The sequence below is a fragment of the Bifidobacterium sp. W8114 genome, assembly GCF_016101165.1.
Taxonomy (GTDB): domain Bacteria; phylum Actinomycetota; class Actinomycetes; order Actinomycetales; family Bifidobacteriaceae; genus Bombiscardovia; species Bombiscardovia asteroides.
On record NZ_JACFRA010000001.1, the window covers coordinates 365,731 to 390,147 of the forward strand.

General features: G+C 63.9%; 23 protein-coding genes and 1 tRNA gene. 14 read left to right on the forward strand and 10 right to left on the reverse strand.

Features of this window, described 5'->3' with window-relative positions:
• Window positions 1-66: 66 nt before the first annotated feature.
• From H3T89_RS01465 to H3T89_RS01490, 6 genes are all read left to right on the forward strand, one after another.
• On the forward strand, window positions 67-621 hold the full coding sequence (locus tag H3T89_RS01465; protein ID WP_232348372.1) for an FtsB family cell division protein: 555 nt from the start codon (window positions 67-69) through the stop codon (window positions 619-621).
• Window positions 622-805: 184 nt separating this feature from the next.
• Entirely contained in the window at window positions 806-1,414 is a 609-nt protein-coding gene (locus tag H3T89_RS01470; protein ID WP_415873462.1) for a DUF501 domain-containing protein, read from the forward strand.
• A gap of 11 nt (window positions 1,415-1,425) precedes the next feature.
• Window positions 1,426-2,427: a Ppx/GppA phosphatase family protein gene (locus tag H3T89_RS01475; RefSeq protein ID WP_198216022.1), complete on the forward strand. Its 1,002-nt coding sequence runs from the start codon at window positions 1,426-1,428 to the stop codon at window positions 2,425-2,427.
• Between the two features lie 24 nt (window positions 2,428-2,451).
• Window positions 2,452-2,537: transfer RNA gene (locus tag H3T89_RS01480), tRNA-Leu, on the forward strand.
• A 90-nt stretch (window positions 2,538-2,627) separates the two neighbouring features.
• Complete coding sequence (locus H3T89_RS01485) at window positions 2,628-3,035, forward strand: FKBP-type peptidyl-prolyl cis-trans isomerase (RefSeq protein ID WP_024627330.1); 408 nt, start codon at window positions 2,628-2,630, stop codon at window positions 3,033-3,035.
• A 105-nt stretch (window positions 3,036-3,140) separates the two neighbouring features.
• Complete coding sequence (locus H3T89_RS01490; protein WP_015021981.1) at window positions 3,141-3,620, forward strand: GreA/GreB family elongation factor; 480 nt, start codon at window positions 3,141-3,143, stop codon at window positions 3,618-3,620.
• Window positions 3,621-3,771: 151 nt separating this feature from the next.
• On the opposite strand, the gene trhA is transcribed toward H3T89_RS01490, so the two are convergent.
• Entirely contained in the window at window positions 3,772-4,692 is a 921-nt protein-coding gene (gene trhA, locus H3T89_RS01495; protein WP_198216023.1) for a PAQR family membrane homeostasis protein TrhA, read from the reverse strand.
• 168 nt (window positions 4,693-4,860) lie between these two features.
• Between trhA and H3T89_RS01500 the strand changes: the two genes are divergently transcribed.
• Complete coding sequence (locus H3T89_RS01500; protein ID WP_015021979.1) at window positions 4,861-6,348, forward strand: sensor histidine kinase; 1,488 nt, start codon at window positions 4,861-4,863, stop codon at window positions 6,346-6,348.
• 129 nt (window positions 6,349-6,477) lie between these two features.
• Here H3T89_RS01500 and H3T89_RS01505 read toward each other — a convergent pair whose 3' ends face one another.
• The 4 genes from H3T89_RS01505 to H3T89_RS01520 form a co-directional block, all read right to left on the reverse strand.
• A complete protein-coding gene (locus H3T89_RS01505) occupies window positions 6,478-6,756 on the reverse strand; it encodes a WhiB family transcriptional regulator (RefSeq protein ID WP_015021978.1) in 279 nt (92 codons plus the stop codon).
• A gap of 77 nt (window positions 6,757-6,833) precedes the next feature.
• Window positions 6,834-8,660 (reverse strand): FtsK/SpoIIIE domain-containing protein, encoded by a 1,827-nt coding sequence (locus tag H3T89_RS01510; RefSeq protein WP_198216024.1) that lies wholly within the window; start codon window positions 8,658-8,660, stop codon window positions 6,834-6,836.
• 237 nt (window positions 8,661-8,897) lie between these two features.
• Window positions 8,898-10,160: an LCP family protein gene (locus tag H3T89_RS01515; protein ID WP_232348373.1), complete on the reverse strand. Its 1,263-nt coding sequence runs from the start codon at window positions 10,158-10,160 to the stop codon at window positions 8,898-8,900.
• A gap of 70 nt (window positions 10,161-10,230) precedes the next feature.
• A complete protein-coding gene (locus H3T89_RS01520) occupies window positions 10,231-11,685 on the reverse strand; it encodes an LCP family protein (RefSeq protein WP_110417307.1) in 1,455 nt (484 codons plus the stop codon).
• A gap of 305 nt (window positions 11,686-11,990) precedes the next feature.
• Between H3T89_RS01520 and H3T89_RS01525 the strand changes: the two genes are divergently transcribed.
• Genes H3T89_RS01525 through H3T89_RS01535 form a run of 3 tightly spaced genes read left to right on the forward strand, consistent with a single transcriptional unit; the run spans window position 11,991 to window position 16,967 of the window.
• Entirely contained in the window at window positions 11,991-12,248 is a 258-nt protein-coding gene (locus H3T89_RS01525) for a WhiB family transcriptional regulator (RefSeq protein ID WP_029678496.1), read from the forward strand.
• 58 nt (window positions 12,249-12,306) lie between these two features.
• Window positions 12,307-15,447, forward strand: coding sequence for a glycosyltransferase (locus tag H3T89_RS01530; protein ID WP_198216025.1), 3,141 nt, complete (start codon window positions 12,307-12,309; stop codon window positions 15,445-15,447).
• Window positions 15,444-16,967 carry a DUF5719 family protein gene (locus H3T89_RS01535; protein WP_198216026.1) on the forward strand — a complete coding sequence of 508 codons (1,524 nt, stop codon included), beginning with the start codon at window positions 15,444-15,446 and terminating at the stop codon, window positions 16,965-16,967. The genes H3T89_RS01530 and H3T89_RS01535 overlap by 4 nt, the downstream gene beginning before the upstream one ends.
• A 10-nt stretch (window positions 16,968-16,977) precedes the next feature.
• Here H3T89_RS01535 and H3T89_RS01540 read toward each other — a convergent pair whose 3' ends face one another.
• The gene (locus tag H3T89_RS01540; protein ID WP_033511504.1) at window positions 16,978-17,412 is read right to left on the reverse strand and encodes a metallopeptidase family protein; all 435 of its coding nucleotides are present in this window, start codon (window positions 17,410-17,412) and stop codon (window positions 16,978-16,980) included.
• Window positions 17,413-17,503: 91 nt separating this feature from the next.
• Here H3T89_RS01540 and H3T89_RS01545 point away from each other — a divergent pair, with 91 nt between their 5' ends.
• Window positions 17,504-18,316 (forward strand): HAD-IIB family hydrolase, encoded by an 813-nt coding sequence (locus H3T89_RS01545; RefSeq protein ID WP_198216185.1) that lies wholly within the window; start codon window positions 17,504-17,506, stop codon window positions 18,314-18,316.
• An 81-nt stretch (window positions 18,317-18,397) separates the two neighbouring features.
• A complete protein-coding gene (locus H3T89_RS01550; RefSeq protein WP_198216027.1) occupies window positions 18,398-19,153 on the forward strand; it encodes a ComF family protein in 756 nt (251 codons plus the stop codon).
• Here H3T89_RS01550 and H3T89_RS01555 read toward each other — a convergent pair.
• The 4 genes from H3T89_RS01555 to H3T89_RS01570 form a co-directional block, all read right to left on the reverse strand.
• Window positions 19,150-20,502: a Y-family DNA polymerase gene (locus H3T89_RS01555; RefSeq protein WP_198216028.1), complete on the reverse strand. Its 1,353-nt coding sequence runs from the start codon at window positions 20,500-20,502 to the stop codon at window positions 19,150-19,152. The two genes, H3T89_RS01550 and H3T89_RS01555, sit on opposite strands and share 4 nt — an antisense overlap.
• Window positions 20,499-21,119, reverse strand: coding sequence for a LexA family protein (locus H3T89_RS01560; RefSeq protein ID WP_198216029.1), 621 nt, complete (start codon window positions 21,117-21,119; stop codon window positions 20,499-20,501). The genes H3T89_RS01555 and H3T89_RS01560 overlap by 4 nt, the downstream gene beginning before the upstream one ends.
• Window positions 21,120-21,189: 70 nt before the next feature.
• The gene (locus H3T89_RS01565) at window positions 21,190-22,320 is read right to left on the reverse strand and encodes a sensor histidine kinase (protein ID WP_198216030.1); all 1,131 of its coding nucleotides are present in this window, start codon (window positions 22,318-22,320) and stop codon (window positions 21,190-21,192) included.
• 18 nt (window positions 22,321-22,338) lie between these two features.
• The gene (locus H3T89_RS01570; RefSeq protein WP_015021965.1) at window positions 22,339-23,082 is read right to left on the reverse strand and encodes a response regulator transcription factor; all 744 of its coding nucleotides are present in this window, start codon (window positions 23,080-23,082) and stop codon (window positions 22,339-22,341) included.
• A gap of 223 nt (window positions 23,083-23,305) precedes the next feature.
• Between H3T89_RS01570 and H3T89_RS01575 the strand changes: the two genes are divergently transcribed.
• Window positions 23,306-23,920, forward strand: a complete 615-nt coding sequence (locus tag H3T89_RS01575) for a CarD family transcriptional regulator (protein ID WP_015021964.1) — start codon at window positions 23,306-23,308, stop codon at window positions 23,918-23,920.
• Window positions 23,921-23,934: 14 nt separating this feature from the next.
• Complete coding sequence (locus H3T89_RS01580) at window positions 23,935-24,414, forward strand: 2-C-methyl-D-erythritol 2,4-cyclodiphosphate synthase (RefSeq protein WP_015021963.1); 480 nt, start codon at window positions 23,935-23,937, stop codon at window positions 24,412-24,414.
• Window positions 24,415-24,417: the final 3 nt, after the last annotated feature.

The following is a 24,417-nucleotide window of genomic DNA, read 5'->3' on the forward strand; positions in this document are numbered from 1 at the left end:
TGATCCGACCCTGAAGTCTCTCACCCGTGGTGGTCCGCGTCGGCTGCCGCGGGTATTTTTATGGGTATGGCCAACAATAAACGTGACGGCGCCGACCGGCGGACAAGCAGGCGGTCGTTGGGACCCATCACTTTCTTTGTGGCGGTCATCATCGTGGCCCTGGGTCTGATTCAGCTGGTCTCCACCTTCCACGCCTACGCCATCAATCTTTCCGAGCTCAACGGCCTGCGCAACCAGCAGGCCCAGCTTGTCGAGCACAAACGTGACCTGGAGAACCAGATCAGACGCTGGGACGACAAGGCCTATGTGACTGCCCAGGCCCGGGATCGGCTGGGATTCGTCTTCCCCGACGAGGATGCCATCCGGGTCCTGCATCCGGAGGCGGTCACGGGAAACAAGGACGAGGACCAGGCCGGAAGCAAGGGGGTCCGGGCCCCGAGGAAGAACTCCCTGCCCTGGTATCAGGAGATGGCCTACTCCTTCGCCAAGGCCGACCAGAATCCTGCTGCCGATAGGGGCAAGGGGCAATCCAGTCCGACCGGCTCTGCCAGTCCATCTGGTTCAAGTAGTCCAGGTGGCTCTGATGACCCCTCTCCATCCGAGGGCGGGGGAGCGCAGTGAACTCCGAAGGCTCGGATTTCGTCACGCCGTTGGTTAACGAACTTAGTAGCAGGAAACGATCAGGAAAGATGAGGACAGCGTGATCAAGGCCCAGGGAAGGCCCCAGGCAGCAGTGGAATCTCAAGCCGCGGACAAGGTCCGGGTCGAGCCCAAGGTCGGGCAGAATGGGGTCGAAGTCTCTGGCCTGGTTACTGACCAGGACCTGGAGGCGGTCAGGGATCGTGTCCGGGAGCTTCTGGCGACCCCGGCCATAGAGGATCAGATAGCCGTCGTGAACCGCCAGCTGGGTCGGTATCCGCGGGGCATGGTTGCAGTGGGGGCCCGCTGCGTCTGTGGCAATCCACTGGCTGTGGTCACCCGGCCCCAGCTGGGAGATGGTACGCCCTTTCCAACAACCTGCTATCTGACCAGTCCCGAGGCGGTCAAGGCCGTCTCCCGGCTGGAGGCTGACGGCGTCATGGCCGACTGGAATACCGAGCTGGACTCGGATCCGGATCTGGCCAGCGCTTACCGTAGGGCTCACGAGCTCTATCTGGCCTTCCGCTCTGCCCTGGCCCAGCGTCTGGGCGACGACGAGAGCCACATCGCCGGAATCTCTGCCGGTGGCATGCCCAAAAGGGTCAAGTGTCTGCATGCTCTGACTGCCCAGTCCCTGGTCATGGGCCCTGGGGTCAATCCCCTGGGCGACCGGGTTCTGGACCTGGTGCGTCAGGCGTTTGATCCGCAGGTCTGCAGGTGCGCCCAGCCTTGGACCGAGGCATCACGGCAAGAGAACCGGCAGGGGAACCAATGAAGGGGGCTTCCATGGATCAGGTTACGGTGGCGGGCGTGGACTGCGGCACCAATTCCATACGGCTGCTGATAGCCCGGGTGGATCGGCAGGGGCTCCATCCGGTGGCTCCCAGGCTGATGCGGGTCATCCGGCTGGGTGAGGGCGTGGACCGCAACCACCGCTTCTCCGACCAGGCTTTGGATCGGGCCTTCGAGGCCTGCCGGCTCTTCGCCCGGCAGCTGCAGGATCACCCGGTGGATGGCCTGCGCTTTGTGGCCACTTCGGCCACCAGGGATGCCCACAATCGCGAAAGCTTTGAGGAGGGGGTGCGCTCCATTCTGGGGGTCAAGCCCGAGGTTATCAGCGGCTCCCAGGAGGCCTCCCTGAGTTTTCTGGGCGCGGTCAGCGTACTGGAGCAGCGGGTCAGCGCCGACATGCCTCCTGCGCCCTACCTGGTGGTCGATCTGGGTGGCGGCTCCACCGAGCTGGTCCTGGGCGGGGACGGGAGCGATCTGCCCGTGGACCAGGTCAGGGCCTCCTACTCCATGAACATCGGCTCCGTGCGGATGACCGAGCGCCATCTGCTGGACGATCCGCCCACCCAGGAGCAGATCCACCAGGCGCTTGAGGATGTTGACGGCTGGATCGACCGGGCCTTCGACCAGGTTCCTGCAGCCGGGGTAGGCAGCCTGATCGGAGTCTCCGGCACGGTCACCACCATGAGCGCCCTGGCCCTGGGATGCGAGGTCTATGATCGCCATGCCGTCGACGGCCGGTCCGTTTCAGTCGATGCGGCTCGCAGGGCTGACGACCAGGTGTTGAACATGAGTCGGCAGGCTCGTCGGGAACTCAAGACCATCCATCCCGGCCGTGTGGATGTGATCGGCGGCGGCGCCTTGATTTGGAGCCGTCTGCTGGAGCGGCTGGGCCAGGCCAGCCCGAGTGCGTTGGCTTCGGGAACCTATGTGGCCAGCGAGCACGGCCTTCTGGATGGCCTGGTCCTGGACTACGGTCGGACCCTCCTGCGCGAATGATATACTAAGGCGTTATGGGTTACGGCCCCGGTGGCGAAATGGTATACGCATCGGACTTAAAATCCGCCGCCTTCACCGGCTTGTGGGTTCGATTCCCACCCGGGGCACCAAGGCCTCATCGGCTTGGACGGCAGTGTCGCGACTTGTCACCCGGCCGACGAACCGATACTCTGGTACGCAAGAAAACCAAAGGAGTTGTCATGAGTGACCAATCCATGCCCGAGGTGAACGCCGAATTCGGCGCCACGCCGACCATAACCTTCCATGGTCCGGCGCCCAGCGGGCTGCGCGCCGTGGAGCTGGTCGAGGGGGACGGACCTGTCGTTCGCAAGGGCGATACCGTCACCGTCAACTATCACGGTGTCGTTTGGGGTTCGGATCAGGTCTTCGACTCCAGCTTCCAGCGTCATCAGCCGGCCAGCTTCGGCATCGGCGTGGGGCAGGTCATTCGCGGCTGGGACCAGACGGTGCCTGGCCACAACGTGGGGTCCAGGTTGGTGGTCTCCATTCCGCCGGAGTACGGATATGGTCGTCAGGGGATGCCCCAGGCCGGCATCGGCGGCGACGATACCCTGGTTTTCGTGATCGACATCATATCGACACGGTAGACAGAGGTCTCCAGGCGCCGGTGAGGGCCGGCGCCTTTTTCATACCCTTGACTTTGCAGTTCAGGTCGGGCCAAGAGACAAGTGCATTAAACAAGGAGGAATCACATGGCTGAGGAAAAGACGATTCTGCTGACACAGGCCGCTTACGACAAACTGAAGGAGGAGCTTGATCACCGTCAGGGCGAGTACCGCGACGAGATCACCGAACGCATCGCGGCTGCTCGGGCCGAGGGCGATCTGAGCGAGAACGGCGGCTATCAGGCTGCCCGCGAGGAGCAGGGCAAGAACGAGGGGCGGATCAACGAGCTGATCGTCAAGCTTCGCAATGCCAAGATCCTCAAGGCCCCCAAGGCGGGCACGGTGGGCAATGGCTCGCTGGTGACCCTGACCATGGCCGGCAACGAAATGGTCTATGTGCTGGGCTCCAGGGATCTGACCGTGGCAACCGACTATGACGTCATCAGCCCCGAGTCGCCCATTGGCGCGGCACTTATGGGTGCCAAGAAGGGCCAGACCGTGACCTACAAGGCACCCAATGGCAAGGACATCTCGGTCACCGTCAAGGATGCCAGGCCCCTCAAGTAGCGGGACCACCCCTTACTGTCCCGACCCGACCTGAATGAAGCCGCTCCCCGCCATCGTCGACGGAGGGCGGCTTCGTCTATGGGTGACTGCTTGATTCTTGATCCTGGTCCATTGTCCTTGTTGAAAAGGCGGTTCAACTGGAGAGTTGCTCTCAGCGTAGGTTGCAGACCACCAGGTAGATGGCCACGATGTGGCAGGCGTAGCCGATGACCGTCCCGCAGTGGAAGAGCTCGTGGAAGCCGAAGACCCGAGGCCAGGGGTCCGGTCGGCGCAGCCCGTAGACCACAGCCCCCAGGATGTAGGCCAGGCCGCCGGCTACGATCAGCCATACCACGGGCGGACCGGCCATGGGGGAGTCCCAGAAGAGCTTCAGGAAACCTACACCCGAGACTCCGAAGACCACGTAGACCAGGGTGTAGAGCCAGCGGGGAGCCTCGATCCAGAAGACGTGGACGATCATGGCCACCAGGCTGGCCCCCCACATGCCCAGGATGATGATCCGCCGCCAGAAGGGGTCCAGTGCGAAGGAGATCGGCGTGTAGGTGCCGGCGATGAGCAGGAAGATGTTGACGTGGTCCAGGCGGCGCAGCACGTCCGTGGTACCCGGGGTCCAGTCGCCCAGGTGGTAGAGGGCCGAGTTGCCGAAGAGCGCCAGTGAGGCGACCATGAAGACCGCACAGGCCAGCTTGAGGCCGGTGCCGTGGGCCAGGCAGATCAGCACGATGCCGGCGGCCAGGGCCAGTGGGGCGGCCACGGCGTGGATCCAGCCGCGCAAGAGGGGCTTGGGACGGCCGTGCACATCCAGACGGACCTTGCGTTCGATCTCCATGTCGGGGATTCCCTCGATTCGTGAGGCCTTGATCTCAGCCTTGGCCAGGATCCGTGCAGCCTTGGCCTTGGCCTTGGCACGCACCGCATCGGCCCGGGCCTGCAGATGGGCCTCGTGGGCCACCTCTGCATCCCGGCGCAGGTAGGTCAGCTCCTGGCGGCGCTGCTGGCGACGGCGCTCGAGATCGGGATCGACCTCCTGATCCTCGGACGGTCTGCCGTTCTCGCTGGTCCTGGTTGCCATGGCCCTCCCTTGGCCCCTTGACTGGCTCCGGCCTGTCGGGTCGGATCGCAGGGGTGAAACATCCGTGAACCACCCTACCCCAGACCTGTGTATCGGACGCGCATGTCATCATCGCCCTTGGCATGACCCGCCTGTCTGCTTCCCAGGGCCCTTTGTATGATGGAGGGCATGGCTGATTTTTCCGAGATTCTGGCATCCTGCGACGACTGCAATGAGGAGGACCGTGAGTGGCTCCACCACCTGGTGGCCGACTGGCAGGTCATCGCCGATCTGAGCTTTGCGGACCTGCTGCTCCTGCTGCGTACCGGCGAGGGGGAGTTCACCGTGGCCGAGCAGTGCCGACCCTCCACGGTCATGTCCCTGCGCACCGAGGATGTGGTGGGGGAGCACTTCCCGGCGGACCGACGTGAGGAGCTGGATGCGGCCATGCGGTCCAAGGGGGTGCTGCGGTCCAACAAGCTGCGCACCATCGGCCGCGCCACGGTCTGCGACGTCTACGCCCCTATCCGACACCAGGGCAAAACCCTGGGCCTGGTGGTCCGCGAGACCAACATGGCCACCCGTGAATCCAATGGCCGCTATGAGAGCGAGAGCATCAATGCGGGCAAGGAGCTCTTTGAGATGATCACCCGCGGCGAGTTCCCCTACGCGGATTCGGTGCTCAACCAGCGGCACAACGCCAGGGTGGCCGACGGCTTCTTTGTGTTGACGGCAAGCGGCGTTGTGCGCTACGCCTCGCCAAATGCCATCAGTTGCTTCCGCAGGCTGGGCTCGGTGGAGACCATGATTGGTCAGTACCTGAGCGAGATCGGCACCTCCCTGCTCAAGGAGAACGATCCGGTGCCCGACTCCCTGCCACTGGTCCTGTCGGGCAAGGCGGCCGTGGACTCGGAGCTGGACGCCAACGGGTCGGCCGTCTCCATGCGCTCCTTGCCCCTGTATGGCAAGCAGGGCAGGACCGGCGCCATTGTGCTCTGCCGGGACGTGACCGAGCTGCGCCGTAGGGAGAAGGAGCTGCAGACCAAGGACGCCACCATCTCCGAGATTCACCACCGTGTCAAGAACAACCTTCAGGCCGTGTCGGCCCTGCTGAGGTTGCAGGCCCGACGCACCAAGTCCGACGAAGTCCGCAAGGAGCTGGAGGAGGCCCAGCGCCGCGTCCAGACCATCGCCGTGGTTCATGAGGGCCTCAGCCAGACCGCCGACGAGATTGTGGACTTCGACAAGGTGATCGCCAACCTACTGAAGATGAGCGTGGACCTGGCCACCACCAGCGACCAGCACATCACCATCTCCTACGTGGGCAAGTTCGGGATGATGCCCGCCCAGGATGCCACCCCCCTGTCCCTGGTGCTGACCGAGCTGGTCAACAACGCGGTCGAGCACGGCTTTGAGGGCCGTGACGAAGGGCATATCACCATATCGGTGGGCCGGGGCGGCAACAACCTCAACGTGGTGGTCGAGGATGACGGCAACGGCTACAGCACCGAGTCGGATCAGGGTCAGGCTCGTTCCACCGGGTCCGGGCTGGGCACGCAGATCATCAACACTTTCGTCACCAACGACTTCGGGGGCACGGTCAAGTGGGAACCCCGCCGGGATGGTGGCACCCGGGTGGTCATCAACATCAAGCTGCGCGTGGCCCAGGACGTGTGATGCAGGGCACTTTCAAACGGGGCGCCTTGTAGTCAGGAAGACTGTAACCGAAGGCTGCATTTCAGGAAAAGAAAGGGGCGGTGGCATCAAGCCATCGCCCCTCTGCTGTTTGGCGCAATCGCGAAGGATTCAGGACTGCATCTGCATAGCCTGGGACCTGCGCGCGCGCATGGCCCGGCGCTTCAGAGCCCTGCGTTCGTCCTCGCTCAGCCCGCCCCAGACACCGTAATCCTGATTGGTGTCCAGCGCGCACTTCAGACAGGCGTCAATGACCTTGCAGGTCCTGCAGACAGCCTTGGCCTCCTCGATCTGCTGATAGGCTGCACCGGTGTTGCCGACGGGGAAGAACAGCTCAGGGTCCTTGTCACGGCAAGCAGCCTTGGCGCGCCAATCAAACGCATTACTCATCTACCTAAGCCTCCAAGAAGTTTTTATCGATGCTTTATCACTACCCTATGCAAGATAAGCACGATGAGTGACTTTTTTCAAGGGTTCATTTGTTTTACGGCTAAAGAGAACACCTGTAGCGGAATGGCGAGACCTCCCTCCAGAACCAGACACCGTCCAGGAATGGCACTGGCCCGAGTGGACAGGGTGGCCAGCTGATCGGCGGGGATGCCAGCCGCCAGGTCGGCTCCGCGTTCGCCACAGGGGAACACCAGACGACGGCTGAAACGCTCAGGTCTGCGCAGGGCGCTGGCCGTATCCACGGCCAGAACCACCGCGGTTCCCCCTTGTCCCAGAGCCTCCCGCAGAAGCGAGGCCAGAGGATCCTGGCAGAGCGGATCCAGCAGATCCTGGGCATCGTCAAGAATCCAAACCAGCCCACGGCCGTCACCCTGCCGGCCATGAGGAGGTGCCGGCACCGGACCAGGGAAGTCCCGGCTGCTGTAGCTGTGGGCGACTCGACGTGTGATGCGCAGATCGAAGTTTGGCTCTGGCCGGGCTCCCGGCTTCATCAGGGTGAGCAGGGAACGAGCCAGGAGGGCCAGCAGGGTGCTCTTGCCTCGCCCTGGCGGTCCGATCAGGGCCGTATGACCTTTGAGCGACAGGCGGTAGAGATGGAGCAGAACACCGTCATCCATGTGTCCCAGGGGTATCAGAGGCCGTCCCGACTGCCAGAGGATCTTTCCGCAGGCCGGATCATGTTCTGGCAAGGGAGAGGAGAAGAGCGGTGCCGGCGGTCGGTTGTCGCAGAAGCGACTGGCCTTGATGATCTGGCCAACCAGGGTCTGCGGGTCAGCCGCTGGGCAGGTGCGGAAGGCTTGCGGGCCTAAGCCATGCTCCAGAAAGCCCAGACCAGGGCAGGAAGGGTCAATCGCTGTAGCGCAGGAGGAGCCCAGCAACTCCCTGGATTGCAGGGGGTCCCGTACTCGCAGACAGATTCCCAGGTTCATATTGGCCCGCATTTGAGCGTTGACCTGCCCCATGGTCTGCTGGGTGCAGGCCACCAGATTCATGCCCAGGGACCTGCCCTGGGAAGCCAACGAAGTCAGCCTGTCCAGATAGTCAGGCAGGAGTTGGCGCAGGGCCTGGAACTCGTCGATGACCACCACCAGTCGCGCCGGTGGGTCGGTCATCAGGGCAGTGTCTTCCACCCCTGCTCTGGCAACCAGGCGCTGGCGGCGTTCCAGCTCCCGCTGAAGGCCGTTCAGGGCCCGCACGGCCCGATCCAGATCAAGATTGGTCACGCAGCCCACAGTGTGCGGCAGACGGGCCAACAGGCCGAATCCGGCACCGCCCTTGAAGTCCAGTAGGACCAGATTGAGCCTGTCCGGAGGCTGACTGGCTGCCAGGGCCAGACACCAGGTCTGCAGGAAGACCGACTTGCCTGATCCGGTGGTGCCTGCCACCAGAGCGTGGGGTCCGTCGCGCGGCAGATCGATGACCAGCGGACTGTGATCAGGGCGGACACCGATGACTGCCGGTGCCGTCTTCCCTGATGCGGCAAGCCAGGCATGGACGATGCCCTGCCAGAGCAGGCCATGTGCCCCCGAAGCCCCCGATTCCAACAGTCGGGACTCCAGCGCAGGGCCTGGGTATGAAGCCAGCTCAGTCAGATCCCGTTGTGTCTGGTCCTCCGTGCTTGTCGATGGGGATGCACGATTCGATGCTATGCCGTATTCCAATTGTGCCTGGGCGGGGAGAGATTGCGATGGCTGACGATGCGTTCGCAACAGGCTCAAAAGCACCATGGCCAGGGTACCTGTCAGGCTGGGTAGCAAGAGGAGAAGCAACATCCAGCGGCCTTGGCCGACCACGTACCAGATCATGCCCGCCTGGGCCAGTGCTGGAGCCGTTTGGGCAACCAAGGTCAGAATGACCTGGGCCCTTCCCCTTTTGGATTTTCGCTCTTTGATGCCAGCAGGGTGCCAATCGCCATCAGCAGCCTTGTCCGCGACTCTCGGCCCGGCGGTAGACAACGGAAATGCATGTGCTGATGAATAGGCCTTTATCATGTCTTCAGCATGAAGGGTCTGACTGGGGAGCACCAGGGTAAACCTGGCATGTGGTCGAATGTGGAATGTGGCTGGGATTGGTGGTGGATGCTACATGCCACCGACGGTTCCTGGGGCATGGCTACCCTGGGCCAGTTGGTTGAATAGATCGGTGTTCTGGGCTTGATCCAGCAGAACGGTGGAGCCTATACCCCCGCCCGGATAGTAGTCGGGATCTGTCCAGTAGACGCTTCCGGTGACGCCCTTGCTGCCGCTGGCACTACGGAAGGCCAGGACCATGCGCACAAGATCTATGGGGTTGGTCCGCTCATCCACCACCAAGGCATCCAGCCCCGCCGAAAGGACCTTGCCGGACGTGGCCGGATTGAGAATAACCGAAGGCTTGAGTGCCTTGGCGGCGATGGCCGAAATGGCCTGGCGCTGGCGTTCGGCACGCCCGAAATCCCCCTTGGGATCCGAGTAGCGCATGCGGGTGAAGGCCAGGGCCATACCGCCGTCAGCCTGATGGCAGCCACTTGACCAGACCATGCCTGATTTGGGGTCGTTGACGTCTGCGTCGTAGCAAAGCCTGACGCCGCCCAGAGCGTCGACCACCTTACTGAGGCCTCCGAAGCGAATCAGGGCCACGTGATTGACCTTATGGCCGGTGATGTCCTCGATCTGACCCGTCAGGGCCCGGTAGCCCGATGTGTAGGCCACTGCGTTGATTTTCATGTAATCCCCGTCCTGCTTGACCAAGGAGTCCCGGGGGATTGAAATCAAGGATGCGGCTCCGTGGCGTGGCCTGGTCAGCACCAGGATGGTATCGGTGCGGAAGCCGGTGATGCTGTCATCCTGTCCGGCTCCCGGAGAACCGTCGCGCTGGTCCGACCCCAGCAGGAGCCAGGTGTCGGCTACTGAGTCAGAGGCATCGGTCAGCATTTTGTCGCGGGTGAGTTTGCCATTGATCCAGAACCATCCTCCACCCGCCAGCACGACCAGTGCCAGCAGCAGGACCAACAGCGAAATGGTTATGAACCTGCGCACGGGGTGTCTGCGGACGAGGGCAGTGCCCTTGCGCAGGTTCCGGCCGCTTCTGCTGCTCCAGTCGTTTCCGACAGGTGCAGCCATGGTCGTTGGCTTGGGTGTGGTCTTGGAGGAGCCGCTGGTGCGTCTGGCCTTCCGGGCTTTGCTGGTCTGCGCCGGCTGATGCCCAGTCCCGGAGGAGGGGGAGAAGCTGGGAGGAGTCTGGCTATGGCCGTGTCTGGCCTCGCTACCTGGGCCTCTGGGGTCGGCCGCCGGACGGTGATGTCCGGCGGGCATGAAGCTAGGAGGCTCCTGTCCTTGTCCTCCCTGGTCTGATCCAGTCCGCATACCCTTTACCTTCCTTTGGCCGACTAGGTAAGCAATAGCATGCCTGAATGACTCCAGGGGGCTTAATCGGCTATCTCTGCGCCGGAACGGCACAGACTGTAGCGAACAGGTAGCGGTCCGCCATGCCGATGTACTGTCCGGTGTTCGCGTCCCTGATGGCTCCATCGTCCGGATCCACGATTCCGCCCGTGTCCGGATCGATCAGGGTCTTGTCAGGCATGGTGATCAGTCCGGTACGGGGATCGGGCTTGGGCAGAGCGGTGGCTGACGCAGATGGGGATTGGGTGCCGTCCCCTGTGTCAGAGCCGTTGCCTCTTGTCCGGGTGGAACCCTGTGAGGTTTGGTCGCTCCGGGCATCATGATTATTGCCGGCCTGCTTGTCCGATGAGGATGCCGACTCTGCAGCCTCGTTGGCCTGGGTCAAGGGCTTCCCCTCCCGGAGCAGCCGCCAGATGGTGTCGGCCTCGTCAGTCCACACCACCCGGTATCTGTCCTGGGACCATTCCTCGACAGGTATGGTCCTGGCGTAGATATGCGCAGTGTCTATATGCTTGAGCGAGTTGCCCAGGCCCAGCAGGGTCTGGAAGCTGCCCAGGCCCTCGCTCAGCTGCAGGGTTGACAGGGAGGTGGTGGTCAGACGGTAGGCCTTGGGCAGGTCTGAATAAATATCGACGGTCTTGGCCTCGTTGACCAGGCTCTTGACCAGGTACTGCTGGCGGGTGGTGCGCATGATGTCTGATCCGTCGGCGCCGGTTCCGTGGCGCATACGGGCGTACTCGGTAGCCTGGGTTCCGTCAAGATGGTGCAGGCCCTGCTTCAGGTCAATGCCGGTGTAGGTGTCCTTGGTATCCGTGGGGATGCATATGTCCACTCCGCCCAGGGCGTCGATGATGGATTTGAATCCATTGAAGTCGGCCACCACGAACTGCTGGATGTCCAGGCCGGTCAGGGATTGGACCGCGGCCAGGGAGCAGCTGGCGGCCGAATTCACATCGCCGCCCTGGTTGTAGCCGTCAGCGAAGATGGAGTTGAACATGACCTGGTGGCGGGCCGGAATGGTCTCGCCCTTGCTGGTGACGCATGCCGGTGCGTTCACGATGGAGTCCCTGGGAATGGAGACCACGTTCACATATGAGCGGTCGGCTGCGATCTGGACCACCATGGCCGTGTCGGACTGGTGGTTCTCCTCCAGGTCATCCCCGCCGCCGCCCAGGACCGAATTGCCCTTGCCCTCGCGGGTGTCCTGGCCCAGTACCAGGACGTTCAAGGTTTTGCCCTTGTAGATGTCTTCTGGGGTCCCATGGCCTTGGGTCAGGCTGATGGGCTCGAGCACGTGCATGTGACCGTTGATGTCGGTCCAGAAGGCCGCCACCGTAGAGGCCAGGAAGCAAAGAACGAAGGTGAGGGCCAGACATATGCCCGTGCGCAGGGAGTGGCTGCTGCGGAACCCATCGCTGTGCTGGGGCTTGCCGTTCCTGCCCGCCTTGATGTTGGGCAGACCCATCTTTCTGGTTGGGGACGTCAATGGTTATGCCTTCCTCATCGGCTGTCGCTGTAGGGGTCATTCCGGCTGAAAGGACCGGGATGGCGGTAACGCGTGCTTAAACCAGTCATAGTATAGTCTGACCCCCATCCGCAGCTCCTCTTCGGGCGATACGGCCGCCTCCACGTGCTGCCCAGTTGCGCTTGCAGTCATTTAGGGGTTGACAGAAGACCTCCGCAGCGGCTGTAATAAAAGTGTGTAAACACACTAGGGACTGGGGGGTCGCTATGAGTGGTTTTATAGACACTCGATACAGCAGTACAACTAAAAATAGGCTGACGCCGCTGATGCAATGGTTCGAAGTCAATATCGGACCATCCTGGCGAAGCGAGGCGCTCTGTGCACAGACCGACCCGGAGGCATTCTTCCCGGGCAAGGGAGGCTCCACTCAGGAGGCCAAACGGGTCTGCGCCGACTGCACCGTCCGAAAGCAGTGCCTGGACTGGGCAGTCGAACACGACGAGCGCTTTGGCATCTGGGGTGGGATGAGTGAACGGGAGCGCCGCCGTTACAAGAAGAGGATGCGCGCGCAGCGTCAGGTCTGAATCGCCGCAGGTGCCCGAGCGGGGCATCCGGTGACCTGGATTGCGTAGACTGGAACGCATGAGTTTCGTCGCGCCTCAAGCCCAGGATGTCCGGCAGGTCCTCTCTGCAGGCATAAAAGAATGTTCGCCTGCCGCCAGCCCACATGTGGAGGATGCGGTTGCGGCGGTGATCACGGTCGAGCATGACCTGACCTACCTGTCTGACACCCTGCGTGCCCTCTTGCGACAGAGCCTCTTGCCCAGGGTCCTGATCATCGCTGATTGCTCGGGTGCCACTGTGGAGCCTCTCTATGCGCAGTTTCCGGTGGACGGGCCAGCGCGGGTGGAGGTGCAGGTGGTTCGCGCCCGGGGCGCCTCCTCCTTCGGCGATGCCGTCGACAAGGCGCTTGGCTATGCCCGTCTGCCCGGTCGGATCCGCGCACTTTGGCTTCTGCACGATGACTGCCGTCCATTGGACAATCATTGCCTGGACAAGTTGGTGGACACCTGGCACAGCAATCCCACCGCCTCCCTGCTGGGCGCCAAGCAGTATGACTGGCAGGGCGTGGGACTGCGGGACGTGGGTCGGTATGCCTACCAACACCGAACGGTGAGCCTTGTAGTGGACAGCGAGCCCGACCAGGAGCAGTATGACGCGCGTCAGGATGTCTTCGCCGTGAGCCTGGCTGGCGCTCTGGTGCCCATGCAGACAATGAGGAATCTGGGTGGTCCAGGCGCCTGGGCTGGCACTTTCGGCCAAGCCGACGATCTCTGCCGCCGCATCTGCCTGTCGGGGGGACGGGTGGTGGTGGTGCCCAGCGCCCGGATGGCCCATGCCGGTGCCCGGATGAGCGGATTGCGTGACCGGAATGGACGGCCGGTGCAGCCTGACCACCCCTTGGATGCCTCCATGGGTCCGATACTGGCTCGGGAACGCTACCTGATGACTGATTTTGCCCTGCCATGGTGGCCGTTGATTTGGCTCTGGCGGGTTCTGGCGGCTTTGTGGTTCATGGCCATTGACCTCATCGGCAAACGGCCTTATAGGGCCCTCTGCCGCCTGTGTGCGCCCTGGCGGATTCTGGCTCGTCCTGCAGCCTTGCTGACCATGCGTCGCCGTCTGACCTCCGCCTGCCATGGCGGTCCCCGTCGCTTGGACATTCTTCAGGCCAACAGCCAGCAGATACGGCAGTGGCGGCAGCGCAGGCATGCTTTCCACGACCAGCAGGAACACCCTATGCTCAGCCACCTGGCCCTGGCTCATTTGCGCCAGCAGTTCCTGCGCCGCCTGGCCTGGGCGTCAGGGATGACCATAGCAGTCTTGGTGGCCCTGGTGGCCACCCACTGGCCCATCTGTCGCGCCGTTTTCTCGGGAGGGGCCATCCATGCGCCCTCGCTGCCCTCGTCAGGGGCCGACTGGTCCCGTCTTCTGGCGGCGGCCACCACCTCCTGGTCCTGGGCCGGGGGCGTGGGACAGCCCGCAGTTCCTGCTCCCTTCCTCCTTGTGCTCCTGCCTTTCGCCCTGCTGACTGGCGGTCATGTGGCCCAGGCCATGGCCTTGATGCTCCTGGCGGAGACAGGATTGGCCGCTTTGTCCTTCTGGGCCCTGACCGGCGTGGTCACCAGATCCAATCCCATCCGCGTCCTGCTGGGGTTGACCTGGGCCTTTCTGGCATTCGCCCTGGGCATCGTGGATGGTCTGCAGTTGCCCATGCTGACAGTCATGGCCTTTATGCCTGCCGCCTTTGCCTTCGTTTTCAAGGCTGTGGGGTTGTATCAGACCGAGGCCCCCGTGCACCCCAAGGCTTCGGTGCAGCAGGCGGCTCTTGCTTCCATCTGCTTCCTGCCGGTCCTGGCAGCCGAACCTCAGCTCATACTGGCCATGATTCCGCTCTTTATCATGGCAATCTGCCTGGTGCCGTCTCATCGGATCATGCTGCTGCTGATGCCCCTGCCTTCGCTGCTGGCACTGGCGCCCACCCTGGTCAACTCCCTGCATCATGCCAAGGAGGGGCTTTGGAGGCAGCTTTTCGCAGACCTGATGATTCCCACGGGGGACCTAACCGGCCAGCCTCGAACCGGGAGCCTGGGGGAACTGTTGGCCCGCCTGCTGGGCTTGGATGCTTCGGTCCCGGGGCTTATCAGGTGGCGACCTGAACTCTGGCGCCCGACCACATTGGCCTGCTGTCTACTGGCGGTGGCTCTGCTGGCCTTTGTTGCTCTGGTTGTGCCTCGGGCGCTCAAGGCGGCCAGGATACTTTGGATTACGGTCCTGTTGGGCCTGGTCCTGGCGCTGATTTCGCAGGCGGTCTGCACTGGTCTGGACCAGGCTGGCCCAGTGGCCGGCTCGGTCCTGCCCGGCATGATGATGGCCTTCATGGGGCTGCTGGCTTGCTTGGGCCTTCTGGCTGGCAGGGCCGTTCGTCCTTTCTCGCCCCTTGCTCCCGGGCATGACCAGGCCCCTGACAGCGATGCTGATCGTCCGCCTCTGCCTCCTGCGCAGTCCTCCTCAACATCCGCTGTTGCGATTGATGGTGGCGGACGGGTTTTGAGACTCTTGCTGGGCCTGGTCCTGGCCCTGGTCACTCTTGCAGTGGCGGTGGCCGGTCTGGTGGCGCCTGTCGGTGGGCCCCTGTCCGCGGACGGCCGGCAACTTCCGGCAGTGGCGGAGGACTACCTGGACAAGGATCCGTCCCACCGGGTGCTGGTGCTGACTTCGCCCTCCCATGGCCGTGTAGCCTACACCGGCCTGCACACCATACGAGGAGAGCTGATCGATGCCTCGCCTGCCCTGCGTGTCCAGAGGGTGAATGGCACTCGGTTGGCCGGCGAGGATGTCCTCTCGCATTCGGCGGCTGCCCTGATGGCCAATGCCGATTCCAAGGCCGTAGCCGCTGTGGCCGACCTGGGCTTTGGCGGAATCTATGTGCCCGTCGACCGTTCCGATGCTGTGGGCTTGGGGTCCACGCCCAACGATGACCTGGTGTCCAACATCACCGCCAGCGATGGCGCCCAGCAGGTGGTAGCCAACGCCCAGGGAACCTATTTCCGCCTGAGCTCGCAGTCCGGCAAGAATGTGGGTGTTGACATGACTGGGGTCACGAAAGCAGAGGCCAGCACCTGGAGGAGGGTCTGGCTGTGGACCCTGGCCCTGGTCCTGCTGGGATACTGTCTGGTGGCTCTGCCGCGTCCAGGCTACTTTGGAGGGGAGCAGCTATGAGTGTACGAAGCAAGGGATCCTCGGTGGCTGCTCTGGTCACGGCGCCCCTGGTGGCGGTCCTGATTGCCGCTCTTCTGATCTGGGCGCCTCCTGCCTCACTGGCTGATGGCGCCCGAGGATCGACGGTCGTTTCCAGCCGGGTCAGCCAGCGAGAGGTAGCGGCATACTGTCCGGCTCGAATGGCGGTGGCGGACGAGGACAAGGTCGGCGATGACCAGTTCAAGGCATCGGAGGGCGATCTGAGCTCCCGTGTCACCGCCGCCGCCTTCGGATCCATCGGCAGTTCCAGCCTGACCCCAATGGGGGGTGGGCAACGCACCCCGGTGACCGATCCCGATCTCTTGGATGGGCAGAAGGTCATGGCCGCTTCGCTCGACCCCGGCTCTTCGGCCACTGCCTTCGATTCCCGGATGCTCAAGTCTCAACCGGGCACGGGGGCTGCCGCCGGCATGGTCTCCTGGGCCACCAAGGGCGATCTTAGAGGAATCCAGGCGCTGGCCTGTCCCCGGGCCGTCATGGACGGGGACTTCCTGCTGCCCGCCACCAGCAGAGGGACCACCCAGCGGCTGATGGTCTACAATCCGTCATCCAAGGCCACGGTGATCAGTCTTGAGGTCCAGGGGTCGCACTCCTCAGGACACCTGTCCCTGGAGACCGGGAAGACCATGACCGTGGCTCCCGGCGGCCATGCCTCATACGACCTGTCTGCGGCGGCTCCTGGACAGCAGGCCATCTATGTCCAGGCTCGCAGCTCCCAGGCTCCGGTGGCCATGTCGGTCTCCATCAATGTCATGGACGGACTTGAGCCACGTGGATCGGATCAGGTGACTGCCCTGGCGGCTCCCGGCCGTGATCTGGTCATTCCCGGCCTGCGCGGGGCAGACCATGCCACACTCCTTCTGCAGGGTTCCCAGGCCACTGCTGTAGACCTGTCCTGGATGGATGAGGGCGGCCAGCAATCCTTGCGGCGGGTGGATTTGCAAGGTTCTCAGGCAACGGCAGTGGATCTGGGCGGCGTGCCCGATGGCAAGCTGGCTCTGCAGGTGCATGCCGACCGGCCCGTCCACGCAGTCCTGCAGGTGACCAGCCAGGGCGGTCAGGACCAGTCCCAGTCCGACCTGGCTCTGATTCCTGCGGGGACTGCCGCCGCCTCCTCGGCACTGACCATATCCCGGCCCGCCCAGGCCGTCCTGACCCTGGTCAATCCATCGACCGATCCGGTCAAGGCCGAACTGGTTGGATTCGACGAAAAAGGCAACAAGCTGGGGGAGCGCTCGCTGACTATGGAAGCAGGTCGCGCGCATGGGCTTTCAACCCACGATTTGGGCGACCAGGTGGCCGCCGTACGGCTGAACGAGAACTCCGGGCATGGCTCATCCCGGCTGATCTGGAACGCACGCCTGGGCGTGGACGCGGTCAACCAGGCTGGCCTGGCCGGTTTGGCGGTCATGGCCCCTGACGGGCTTATGCCTGCCGCCACCGTGATCCGTTCCGGCCCGGACTCCACCGTCCTGCCCTGAGATTCGGCCCTCAGCGTCCCCACATGGGGTCGATCTCCTCGGGGTCGCGCCCGTAAAGGTCTGCCAGTTGCAGGACCAGCTCGTCGCGGATGATCAGCTCCAGCTCCGTGCGGTCTCGGGTCTTGCTCTGGATGGGCAGCCGGTAGAGGACGATTCTGGCGGGGATGCCACGGCTCGCCGGGAAACTACGTGAGAAGAGGTCCGACCGGTCCTCCCAGGGGGTTGGATCGGAGGGCGGCACATCCTCGACGGCGAATTGGACGGGCTTGACCAGCTGGGGCCAGCCCGCGCCCAGCCGCCGGATCTGTGCCGCGGTCAGATCGTCGAAGATCCCGCACCTGGTGCGATAGCGGGGCAGACGGGTGCCGAAGGTGGGCCGACGAATCCCCCGTCCATGGCTGTCCCGATAAACAGTGCGGGCCCAAGGCGGCTGATCGTTGATCATGACACTCACCATAGCCCCCATCTCGAAGGCATTGTCGATTCAGGGTGTCTTGTAGCATGGAGCGATGATCGACAAGCGGATGGGAGCAATCATGACGGAGGACGGTGCGGTGAACGTGGCCTGGTGGGGCGGCCAAGACATAAGGTCCATCTGCGCAGGTGCACGGGTGCTGGCCTTCGATCTGGACAATACCCTGGCGCTGTCCAAGACCCGTATGGACCAGACCATGGCTGTCCATTTCGCCGCCCTGACCCGGCTTCGACCCGTGGCCATCGTCTCGGGCGGACGGTTCAGCCAGTTCCGCGACCAGGTGCTGGATGCCCTGCCCGACGACACCCGTTTCGACCAGCTGCATCTGATGCCCACCAGTGGCACCCGTTACTACCGCTGGCAGGACGGAAGCTGGGAATGCGTCTACGCCCACGACCTGAGCGCCCAGGACCGGCAGGCCGCCGAGGCCAGCCTGGAGTGCAGGGCCAAGCAGCTGGGCGACTGGGAGGAGCAGGTCTGGGGTCCTCGCATCGAGGATCGCGGCAGCCAGATAACCTTCTCCGCCCTGGGTCAGCAGGCTCCTGTCGACGCCAAGGAGGCCTGGGATCCGGACAACAGCCGCAAGGACGCCCTGGCCAGGGCCGTGGCCGCCGACCTGCCCCACCTGCAGGTGCGGTCCGGCGGCTCCACCAGCGTGGACATCTCAGCCAAGGGCATCGACAAGGCCTACGCCATGACCTCCCTGGCCAAGATACTGGGCGTGGATGTCGGCCAGATCGCCTTCGTGGGTGACAGGATGGATCCGGATGGCAACGATTATCCAGCGGCGCTTGCCGGGGCCATGGCTCTGCGTGTGCACAATCCGGCCGATGCATTGGACCTGATCCGTGCTATGGAGGCTGACCTGGCCTGAATCTGCGAACAGACGGCCTGTTCATGCACATGGCCCTTTCCTGCTTGCCTGTCCTCTATGGTTGAGGGTTGGCTGGGCGGTATGCGCAATCTTCCATTGGTATCCTGCCGGCTCCGACGGGCCGCCTGTGCCGTCGCATCAGTCTTGGCCAGTTCGGCCCTGGACCTGCTGGCTCCTCGAGCCTGCGCCGGCTGTGAACGTCCTGATTTCTTGCTCTGCCCCAGTTGCAGATCCCTGCTCTTCCGACCCCTGACGGTACCTGCGCCCGCCTATGCCGTAGGCCTGGCCCTGGCCTGCGCTCCATATCGCGGACCTGTCCGGCGGATCATTCTGGCCTGGAAGGACCATGACAACCGGCCCTTGGACGCACCCCTGGGCCAGGTCATGGCCGATCTGGCTCCGGCCTTGTCCAGGCTGATCGATCCTCTGCTCCGGTCCAAGCCTGCGAAAGCGATTCTGGTGGTTCCCGCCCCCTCCTCGGCCGCCTCCCTGCGAAAGCGGGGGAGGGTTCATCTGAAGCCGATCCTTCTGTCCCTGGTCCAGGCATTGAAGTGGCATGGTCTGGATGCCCGGGTGGAATCGGCTCTGACCATGGACTCCGTAAGAACCAAGTCCGTCCAGGCGGGCGGTCGCCGGGACCGTTCTCGTCGGTTGGCAGGCCGGATCGCGGTTGCGGTTCCCTCAAGGCTGGCCGGCCATCCCGTCCTGGTGGTGGACGACATCATCACCACGGGATCCACCATCCGCCAGTGCGCTCGTGCTCTGGAGGCTGTAGGCGCCCTACCGCTGGCTGCCTTGGCTCTGGCGGCCGTTCCTCCAGGCCAGGAGGATCTCTAACGGGCCTGGGCCACGGCCATCTCGTCCCAACGGGTGGTGGCCCGAGGGGAGAGCATGCCCCGGTTCATGGCCCAATCGGCCCCTGTGTCCTCATCGCCCCGGCCCTTGCCACGGATGCCTCCGTAGCCTACGCCCACACGGAAGGGGCCGAAACGACGGGTGGCGTCCTCCAGGACGTCCCCCAGGCCATGGGTGTCCCGGGCTGCGTCCAGGCCTTCCAGGGTGTGGAAGTGGTCGGCATCGGTCAGGTCCAGCAGAACCACCCCGGCCCGGATCCAGCGGGCGTGCGGATCCACCCGGCCCTTGAGCGCCCGGCTGGCTGCGCCGGCGATGACCAGCGGATCGTCGCTGGGATCCTCCAGGAGGACGGTCCGGCTGGCTGCGCAGAACTGCTGGGGCGCATAGGGGCTGGTGGAACAGAAGACCTGCACTTTTCCGCACAGGCCATGCTGCCGACGTAGACGGCGGCAGGCCTTCTGGGCGTATATGCTCAACGCCTGGGCCAGAGTGGGGTAGCCCTCGATGGGGTGGGAGAACATGCGCGAGCACAGAATCTGATTGGTGCGCACGCCCCTGGCGGCATCTCCCTCGGGCTCGATGCAGGGCCGTCCCCTCAATTCCAGAACGGTGCGCTGCAGCATGACGGAGAATCGGTGCCGAATCAGGGAGGGATCGGCATCGCGCAGGTCCAGGGCGGTGGTGATGCCCATGCCCATGAGTCTGCCGGTCAGTCGTCGGCCCACCCCCCAGACCTGGTCGACGGGCACTGACGCCAGAGCCTGGTCGCCATACTGGGCCTCCACCTGGCTCCAAAGGGTGATCCCCTCGGTCGAGGGATGGTCCTTGGCCCAGTGGTTGGCCACCTTGGCCAGGGTCTTGGTAGGCGCCACCCCCACGCTGACGGGAATGCCGGTGGACCGCAGGACCGCGGCGCGTAGTTCCCGGCAGATCTCGACAGTGCGCTTGTCGTTCCAGATGCTGTCCATGAAGCACTCGTCGATGGAGTAGACCTCCTGGTTGGGCAGGAAATGGGCCATGATGGCCATCATGCGTCGGGAGAGGCTGGCGTAGAGCTCATAGTTGGAGCTGCGGGCCACCACCCCGTCCTGCAGGGCCCGTTCACGAATGGTGAACCAGGGTGTGCCGTTGGTGATGCCCAGGGCCTTGGCCGGGCGGTTGCGGGCCACCACACAGCCGTCGTTGTTGGACAGCACGACCACCGGGCGGTCAGCCAGGGAGGGGTCGAAGACGGCCTCGCAGGAGGCAAAGAAAGAGTTGGCGTCAGCCAGGACCACCCGGCCTGTCAGAGCGGTTCCGGCTGCAGGATCAACCGGTCTCTGCGCGCTCATGCCGACCCCCACCCCGTGGAAGGGTAAGCGGGTTTCCGGTCCTGGCTCCCTGTACGCCTGCGTCCGTGCAGGGTGTGGCCGGGATAGGTGACCTGAGGCAGGGGAGAACCGCTTCGCGGTTCACCCTTGGCATCAACCCGCTGCCAGTGGTAGTTGCCGATGACCACCCCCCAGATGACCAGTTCCTCGCCCTCCTGGGGCATGAAGTCGGGGTAGGCGGGGTTTTCGGCCCGCAGCATGGTCCGTCCATTATGCCTGGCCAGCCGCTTGACCAGCAGCTCGTCGTCCAGGATGGCGATGACAATGTCCCCCTCGCGCGGTTCCAGGGACCGGTCGACCACCAGCAGGTCCCCGTCGAAGATGCCGGCGCCGGTCATGGAATCGCCGGCCACGTGGATGATGAAGGTGGCGTCGGGATGGACAATGACGTTCTGGTCGAAGCTGAAGTCGCCGCTGAAGTAGTCCTGGGCCACTGAGGGGAAGCCGGCATGGACGGCCTCCAGGGCCTGGGGGACGGGACTGGGGTGCCCTCGGAAGAGGCTCAGGGCATCGACCCGGCACTCCGGCAGGGAGGAAGCAGGGGCCGCCTCCGGCGACCCATGGATGGTAGCGACCATGGCACACCTCGAACTCGATGACATTCGAACAAATGTTCGATTTCATTATGAGTCGAGGTGTGCCTCCTCGTCAATGCGGCGCGTCGGACCCCTCGGTGAGGTCCCCGTTCCCCTCGTCCTCGTCTGGATCGCGGTGATATCTGGGCAGGGTGATCTCGAAGTCCGCTCCACGCGGATCGTCCACCACCTGTACCTGGCCTCCATGCAGCTGGGCCGCCCAGCGGGCGATGGACAGCCCCAGCCCGGTGCCGCCCGACTCCGTGCCCGGCCCGGCCTTGCCCTTGACGAAGCGTCGGAAGATGTCGGTGCGGGCCTCGGGGGGTATCTGCGAGCCGAAGTTGACCACGTTGGTGACTATGGTCTCCCGCTGCCGGTCCTCGTGGGCCTGGATCAGCACCGTGGTGCCGTCGGCAGAGTGTTTCAGGGCGTTGCTGATGACGTTGGTGAAGAGCTGGCGCAGCCGGTCCTGGTCGCCCTCCATTCTCAGGCCCTTCTCCAGATCCACCTGGATGTCGTGGGCGTGCCCGGCATCGGCTATGACCAGGGGCTGCAGGGTCTCGTCGATGAAGTCCCCGAAGTCGAAGTCCTCGATCTGTAGGCTGGCGGCCCCGGCCTCCATCCTCGACAGATCCAGCAGGAAGGCAATCAGGTCGGACAGGCGGTGGGTCTGCTCCAGAATTCCCTCCAGGTTGGCTGGTGTGGGCTCGGTCACCCCGTCAGCCATGTTCTCCACCATGGCCTGCAGGGCCGAGACGGGGGTACGCAGCTCGTGGCTGACATTGGCCACCATGTCCCGTCGCATCTGGTCGGCGTGCTGGAGTTCCTCGGCCATCTCGTTGAAGGACTGGGCAAGAAGCCCTACCTCGTCATGGCTGGTCGTGGTGGCGTGGACCCGGACCGTGTAGTCCCCATCGGCCATGGCCTCGGCCGCATCCCGCATCTGCCGCAGGGGAGCGGTGAGTCCCCGGGAGAAGAAGTAGGTGATTCCCAGGGCCACCGCCAGGGTCAGCGGCATGGCGATCCAGCCGCTCCAGCCCATCTTCAGCAGGAACCAGGCCATCACGAAGGCGATGGCTGTGGAGATGATGATCAGGACGCTCAGCTCCACCTTCAATGAGGCGAAGGATCCGATGGGCCGTTCGCGGTCCACGCGCGCACTCAGACTGGGCCTTTTGCGCCTGCTTCCGCCGTCCTTGCTCATGGCGTGCATCCGCAGCCGCTACCGCTGGTCCTGGCCCTGTTCCTGATCTTCGGGCGGCTCGAAGGCGTATCCCACTCCATGCACGGTGCGGATCATCTGCGAGCCCAGCTTGTGGCGCAGGGCCTTGACGTGGGAGTCCACCGTCCTGGTGCCCGAGGCATCCACCCAGTCCCAGACCTCCTCCAGCAGCTTCTCGCGGGTGAGCACGGACTTGGGTCGGCGGGCCAGTGTGGCCAGCAGGTCGAATTCGGTGGGGGTCAGGTGAATCTGCTCCCCACGCAGGGTCACGATGCGCTGGGCCGGATCGATGACCAGGGATCCGAAGTCCAGCACCTTCTCGTTCTCGGAGTTCTTGGCAATGACCTTGGCCCGCTCCACCCTGCGCAGAAGGGCCTTGCAGCGGGCAATCAGCTCGCGCATGGAGAAGGGCTTGGTCATGTAGTCGTCGGCCCCGGCACCCAGACCGGTCACCTTGTCGGCCTCGTCATCCCGGGCGGTCAGAATCAGCACCGGCACCGGCCGCTCGGCCACGATTCGCTTGGTGGCCTCCAGCCCATCCATGACGGGCAGCATGATGTCCATGATGACCAGGTCGGGTTTGATCTGGGATGCGGCCTGCACGGCGCTGGCACCGTCCGAGGCCACCCGTGCCGTCCACCCTTCGGCGGTGATGCGCTGGGCGATGGCGGTGGCCAAGGTGGGTTCGTCCTCAACCACCAGGATGGTGCTGGGTGTAGTGTAGCGGCTTGTGTTTTTGATCATGCCTACCTCTGTCTTCGATCACTGATCCGCAAAACGATGCTCGTCATGCGGGGTGGAGCCTTGCCGGCATTTGTTCCACCACCGTCGTTTCTTCCAGAATAGTCTTCAGAGCCTCCAGGGGAAGTGTGCTCGCAGAGAATCGCGTCACCTCCGAGCCCCGTCGGCAAGTCCATGCGCAATGACATTATTGTATGGTATTTTATCGACTCGTTCTGGAGGACATATGGGTTACAAGGTCGGTGACATGGTCGTCTATCCGCGTCATGGGGCCGCCAGGGTGGATGCCATCACCGAACGGACCGTCAAGGGCGTCACCCGCAAGTACCTGCAGCTGTCTGTGCTCTCCTCTGACGGGCTGGTCATCAACGTCCCCGTCGAGAACGCGGCCAAGGTGGGCGTCAGGGACATCGTCGACGCCAAGGCGGTGGCCAAGGTCTTCGAAATCCTGCGCACCCCGGTGGTCGAGGAGAAGGAGATGAACTGGTCCCGTCGCTACAAGCTGAACGTGGAGAAGATCGCCACCGGCGAGGTCAACAAAATAGCCGAGGTGGTGCGCGACCTCTCCCAGCGCGATGTGGACGAGCACGGGCTGTCGGCGGGCGAGAAGCGGATGCTGATCAAGGCCCGCAAGATCCTGACATCCGAGATTGCCCTGTCCGAGAAGCTGGACGAGGACGAGGCCCAGCGTCTGCTGGACGTCAACCTGGGCTATGCGGAGCCCATGCCCGGCGATGACAAGCACCATACCAAGTCCCCCAAGGAGCCGGCTTCCAAGACCCTGGCGCGTGTGGCCCAGGAGGCCGCCAAGGCCAAGGGCAAGGGCAAGGCCAAGCGCTGAGGCTGGGACCGGTCATGGGGGATCCAAGCGTCGGACTGGGTTTTGATGCCCATCGCTTCGACCCAACTGGTGGGCGTCCCCTCTGGCTTGCCTGCCTGTCCTGGAATGACGGAACCCCCGGCCTGCTGGGCGATTCTGACGGCGATGCAGCCGCTCACGCCCTGATAGACGCTATTCTGTCAGCCGCCGACCTGGGCGACATAGGCACCCTGTTCGGCCTGGGATCACAGGCTCCCGGAGCGGGCATGCACGGTGCGGCCATGCTGGAGAAGACCATGGACCGCCTGCATGAGCACGGTCGCAGATTGCTCAACGCCTCCCTGGTCATTGTGGGCCAGCGCCCCAGAATTTCCTCCCGTCGTCACCTGGCCCAGCAGGCCATGAGCCAGGCCGTCGGAGCGCCGGTTCGGATGACCGCCACGACCACTGATGGCATGGGCTTCACCGGTCACGATGAGGGCATCGCCGTCATGGCCACCGCCCTGGTGGACTGACCG

Coding starts and splice junctions, on each gene's coding strand:
- H3T89_RS01465 (WP_232348372.1), top strand. CDS start 67: ATGGCCAACAATAAACGTGACGGCGCCGACCGGCGGACAAGCAGGCGG.
- H3T89_RS01475 (WP_198216022.1), top strand. CDS start 1,426: ATGGATCAGGTTACGGTGGCGGGCGTGGACTGCGGCACCAATTCCATA.
- H3T89_RS01485 (WP_024627330.1), top strand. CDS start 2,628: ATGAGTGACCAATCCATGCCCGAGGTGAACGCCGAATTCGGCGCCACG.
- H3T89_RS01490 (WP_015021981.1), top strand. CDS start 3,141: ATGGCTGAGGAAAAGACGATTCTGCTGACACAGGCCGCTTACGACAAA.
- trhA (WP_198216023.1), bottom strand. CDS start 4,692: ATGGCAACCAGGACCAGCGAGAACGGCAGACCGTCCGAGGATCAGGAG.
- H3T89_RS01500 (WP_015021979.1), top strand. CDS start 4,861: ATGGCTGATTTTTCCGAGATTCTGGCATCCTGCGACGACTGCAATGAG.
- H3T89_RS01505 (WP_015021978.1), bottom strand. CDS start 6,756: ATGAGTAATGCGTTTGATTGGCGCGCCAAGGCTGCTTGCCGTGACAAG.
- H3T89_RS01515 (WP_232348373.1), bottom strand. CDS start 10,160: ATGCGGACTGGATCAGACCAGGGAGGACAAGGACAGGAGCCTCCTAGC.
- H3T89_RS01525 (WP_029678496.1), top strand. CDS start 11,991: ATGCAATGGTTCGAAGTCAATATCGGACCATCCTGGCGAAGCGAGGCG.
- H3T89_RS01530 (WP_198216025.1), top strand. CDS start 12,307: ATGAGTTTCGTCGCGCCTCAAGCCCAGGATGTCCGGCAGGTCCTCTCT.
- H3T89_RS01535 (WP_198216026.1), top strand. CDS start 15,444: ATGAGTGTACGAAGCAAGGGATCCTCGGTGGCTGCTCTGGTCACGGCG.
- H3T89_RS01540 (WP_033511504.1), bottom strand. CDS start 17,412: ATGATCAACGATCAGCCGCCTTGGGCCCGCACTGTTTATCGGGACAGC.
- H3T89_RS01545 (WP_198216185.1), top strand. CDS start 17,504: ATGACGGAGGACGGTGCGGTGAACGTGGCCTGGTGGGGCGGCCAAGAC.
- H3T89_RS01550 (WP_198216027.1), top strand. CDS start 18,398: ATGCGCAATCTTCCATTGGTATCCTGCCGGCTCCGACGGGCCGCCTGT.
- H3T89_RS01555 (WP_198216028.1), bottom strand. CDS start 20,502: ATGAGCGCGCAGAGACCGGTTGATCCTGCAGCCGGAACCGCTCTGACA.
- H3T89_RS01560 (WP_198216029.1), bottom strand. CDS start 21,119: ATGGTCGCTACCATCCATGGGTCGCCGGAGGCGGCCCCTGCTTCCTCC.
- H3T89_RS01565 (WP_198216030.1), bottom strand. CDS start 22,320: ATGAGCAAGGACGGCGGAAGCAGGCGCAAAAGGCCCAGTCTGAGTGCG.
- H3T89_RS01570 (WP_015021965.1), bottom strand. CDS start 23,082: ATGATCAAAAACACAAGCCGCTACACTACACCCAGCACCATCCTGGTG.
- H3T89_RS01575 (WP_015021964.1), top strand. CDS start 23,306: ATGGGTTACAAGGTCGGTGACATGGTCGTCTATCCGCGTCATGGGGCC.
- H3T89_RS01580 (WP_015021963.1), top strand. CDS start 23,935: ATGGGGGATCCAAGCGTCGGACTGGGTTTTGATGCCCATCGCTTCGAC.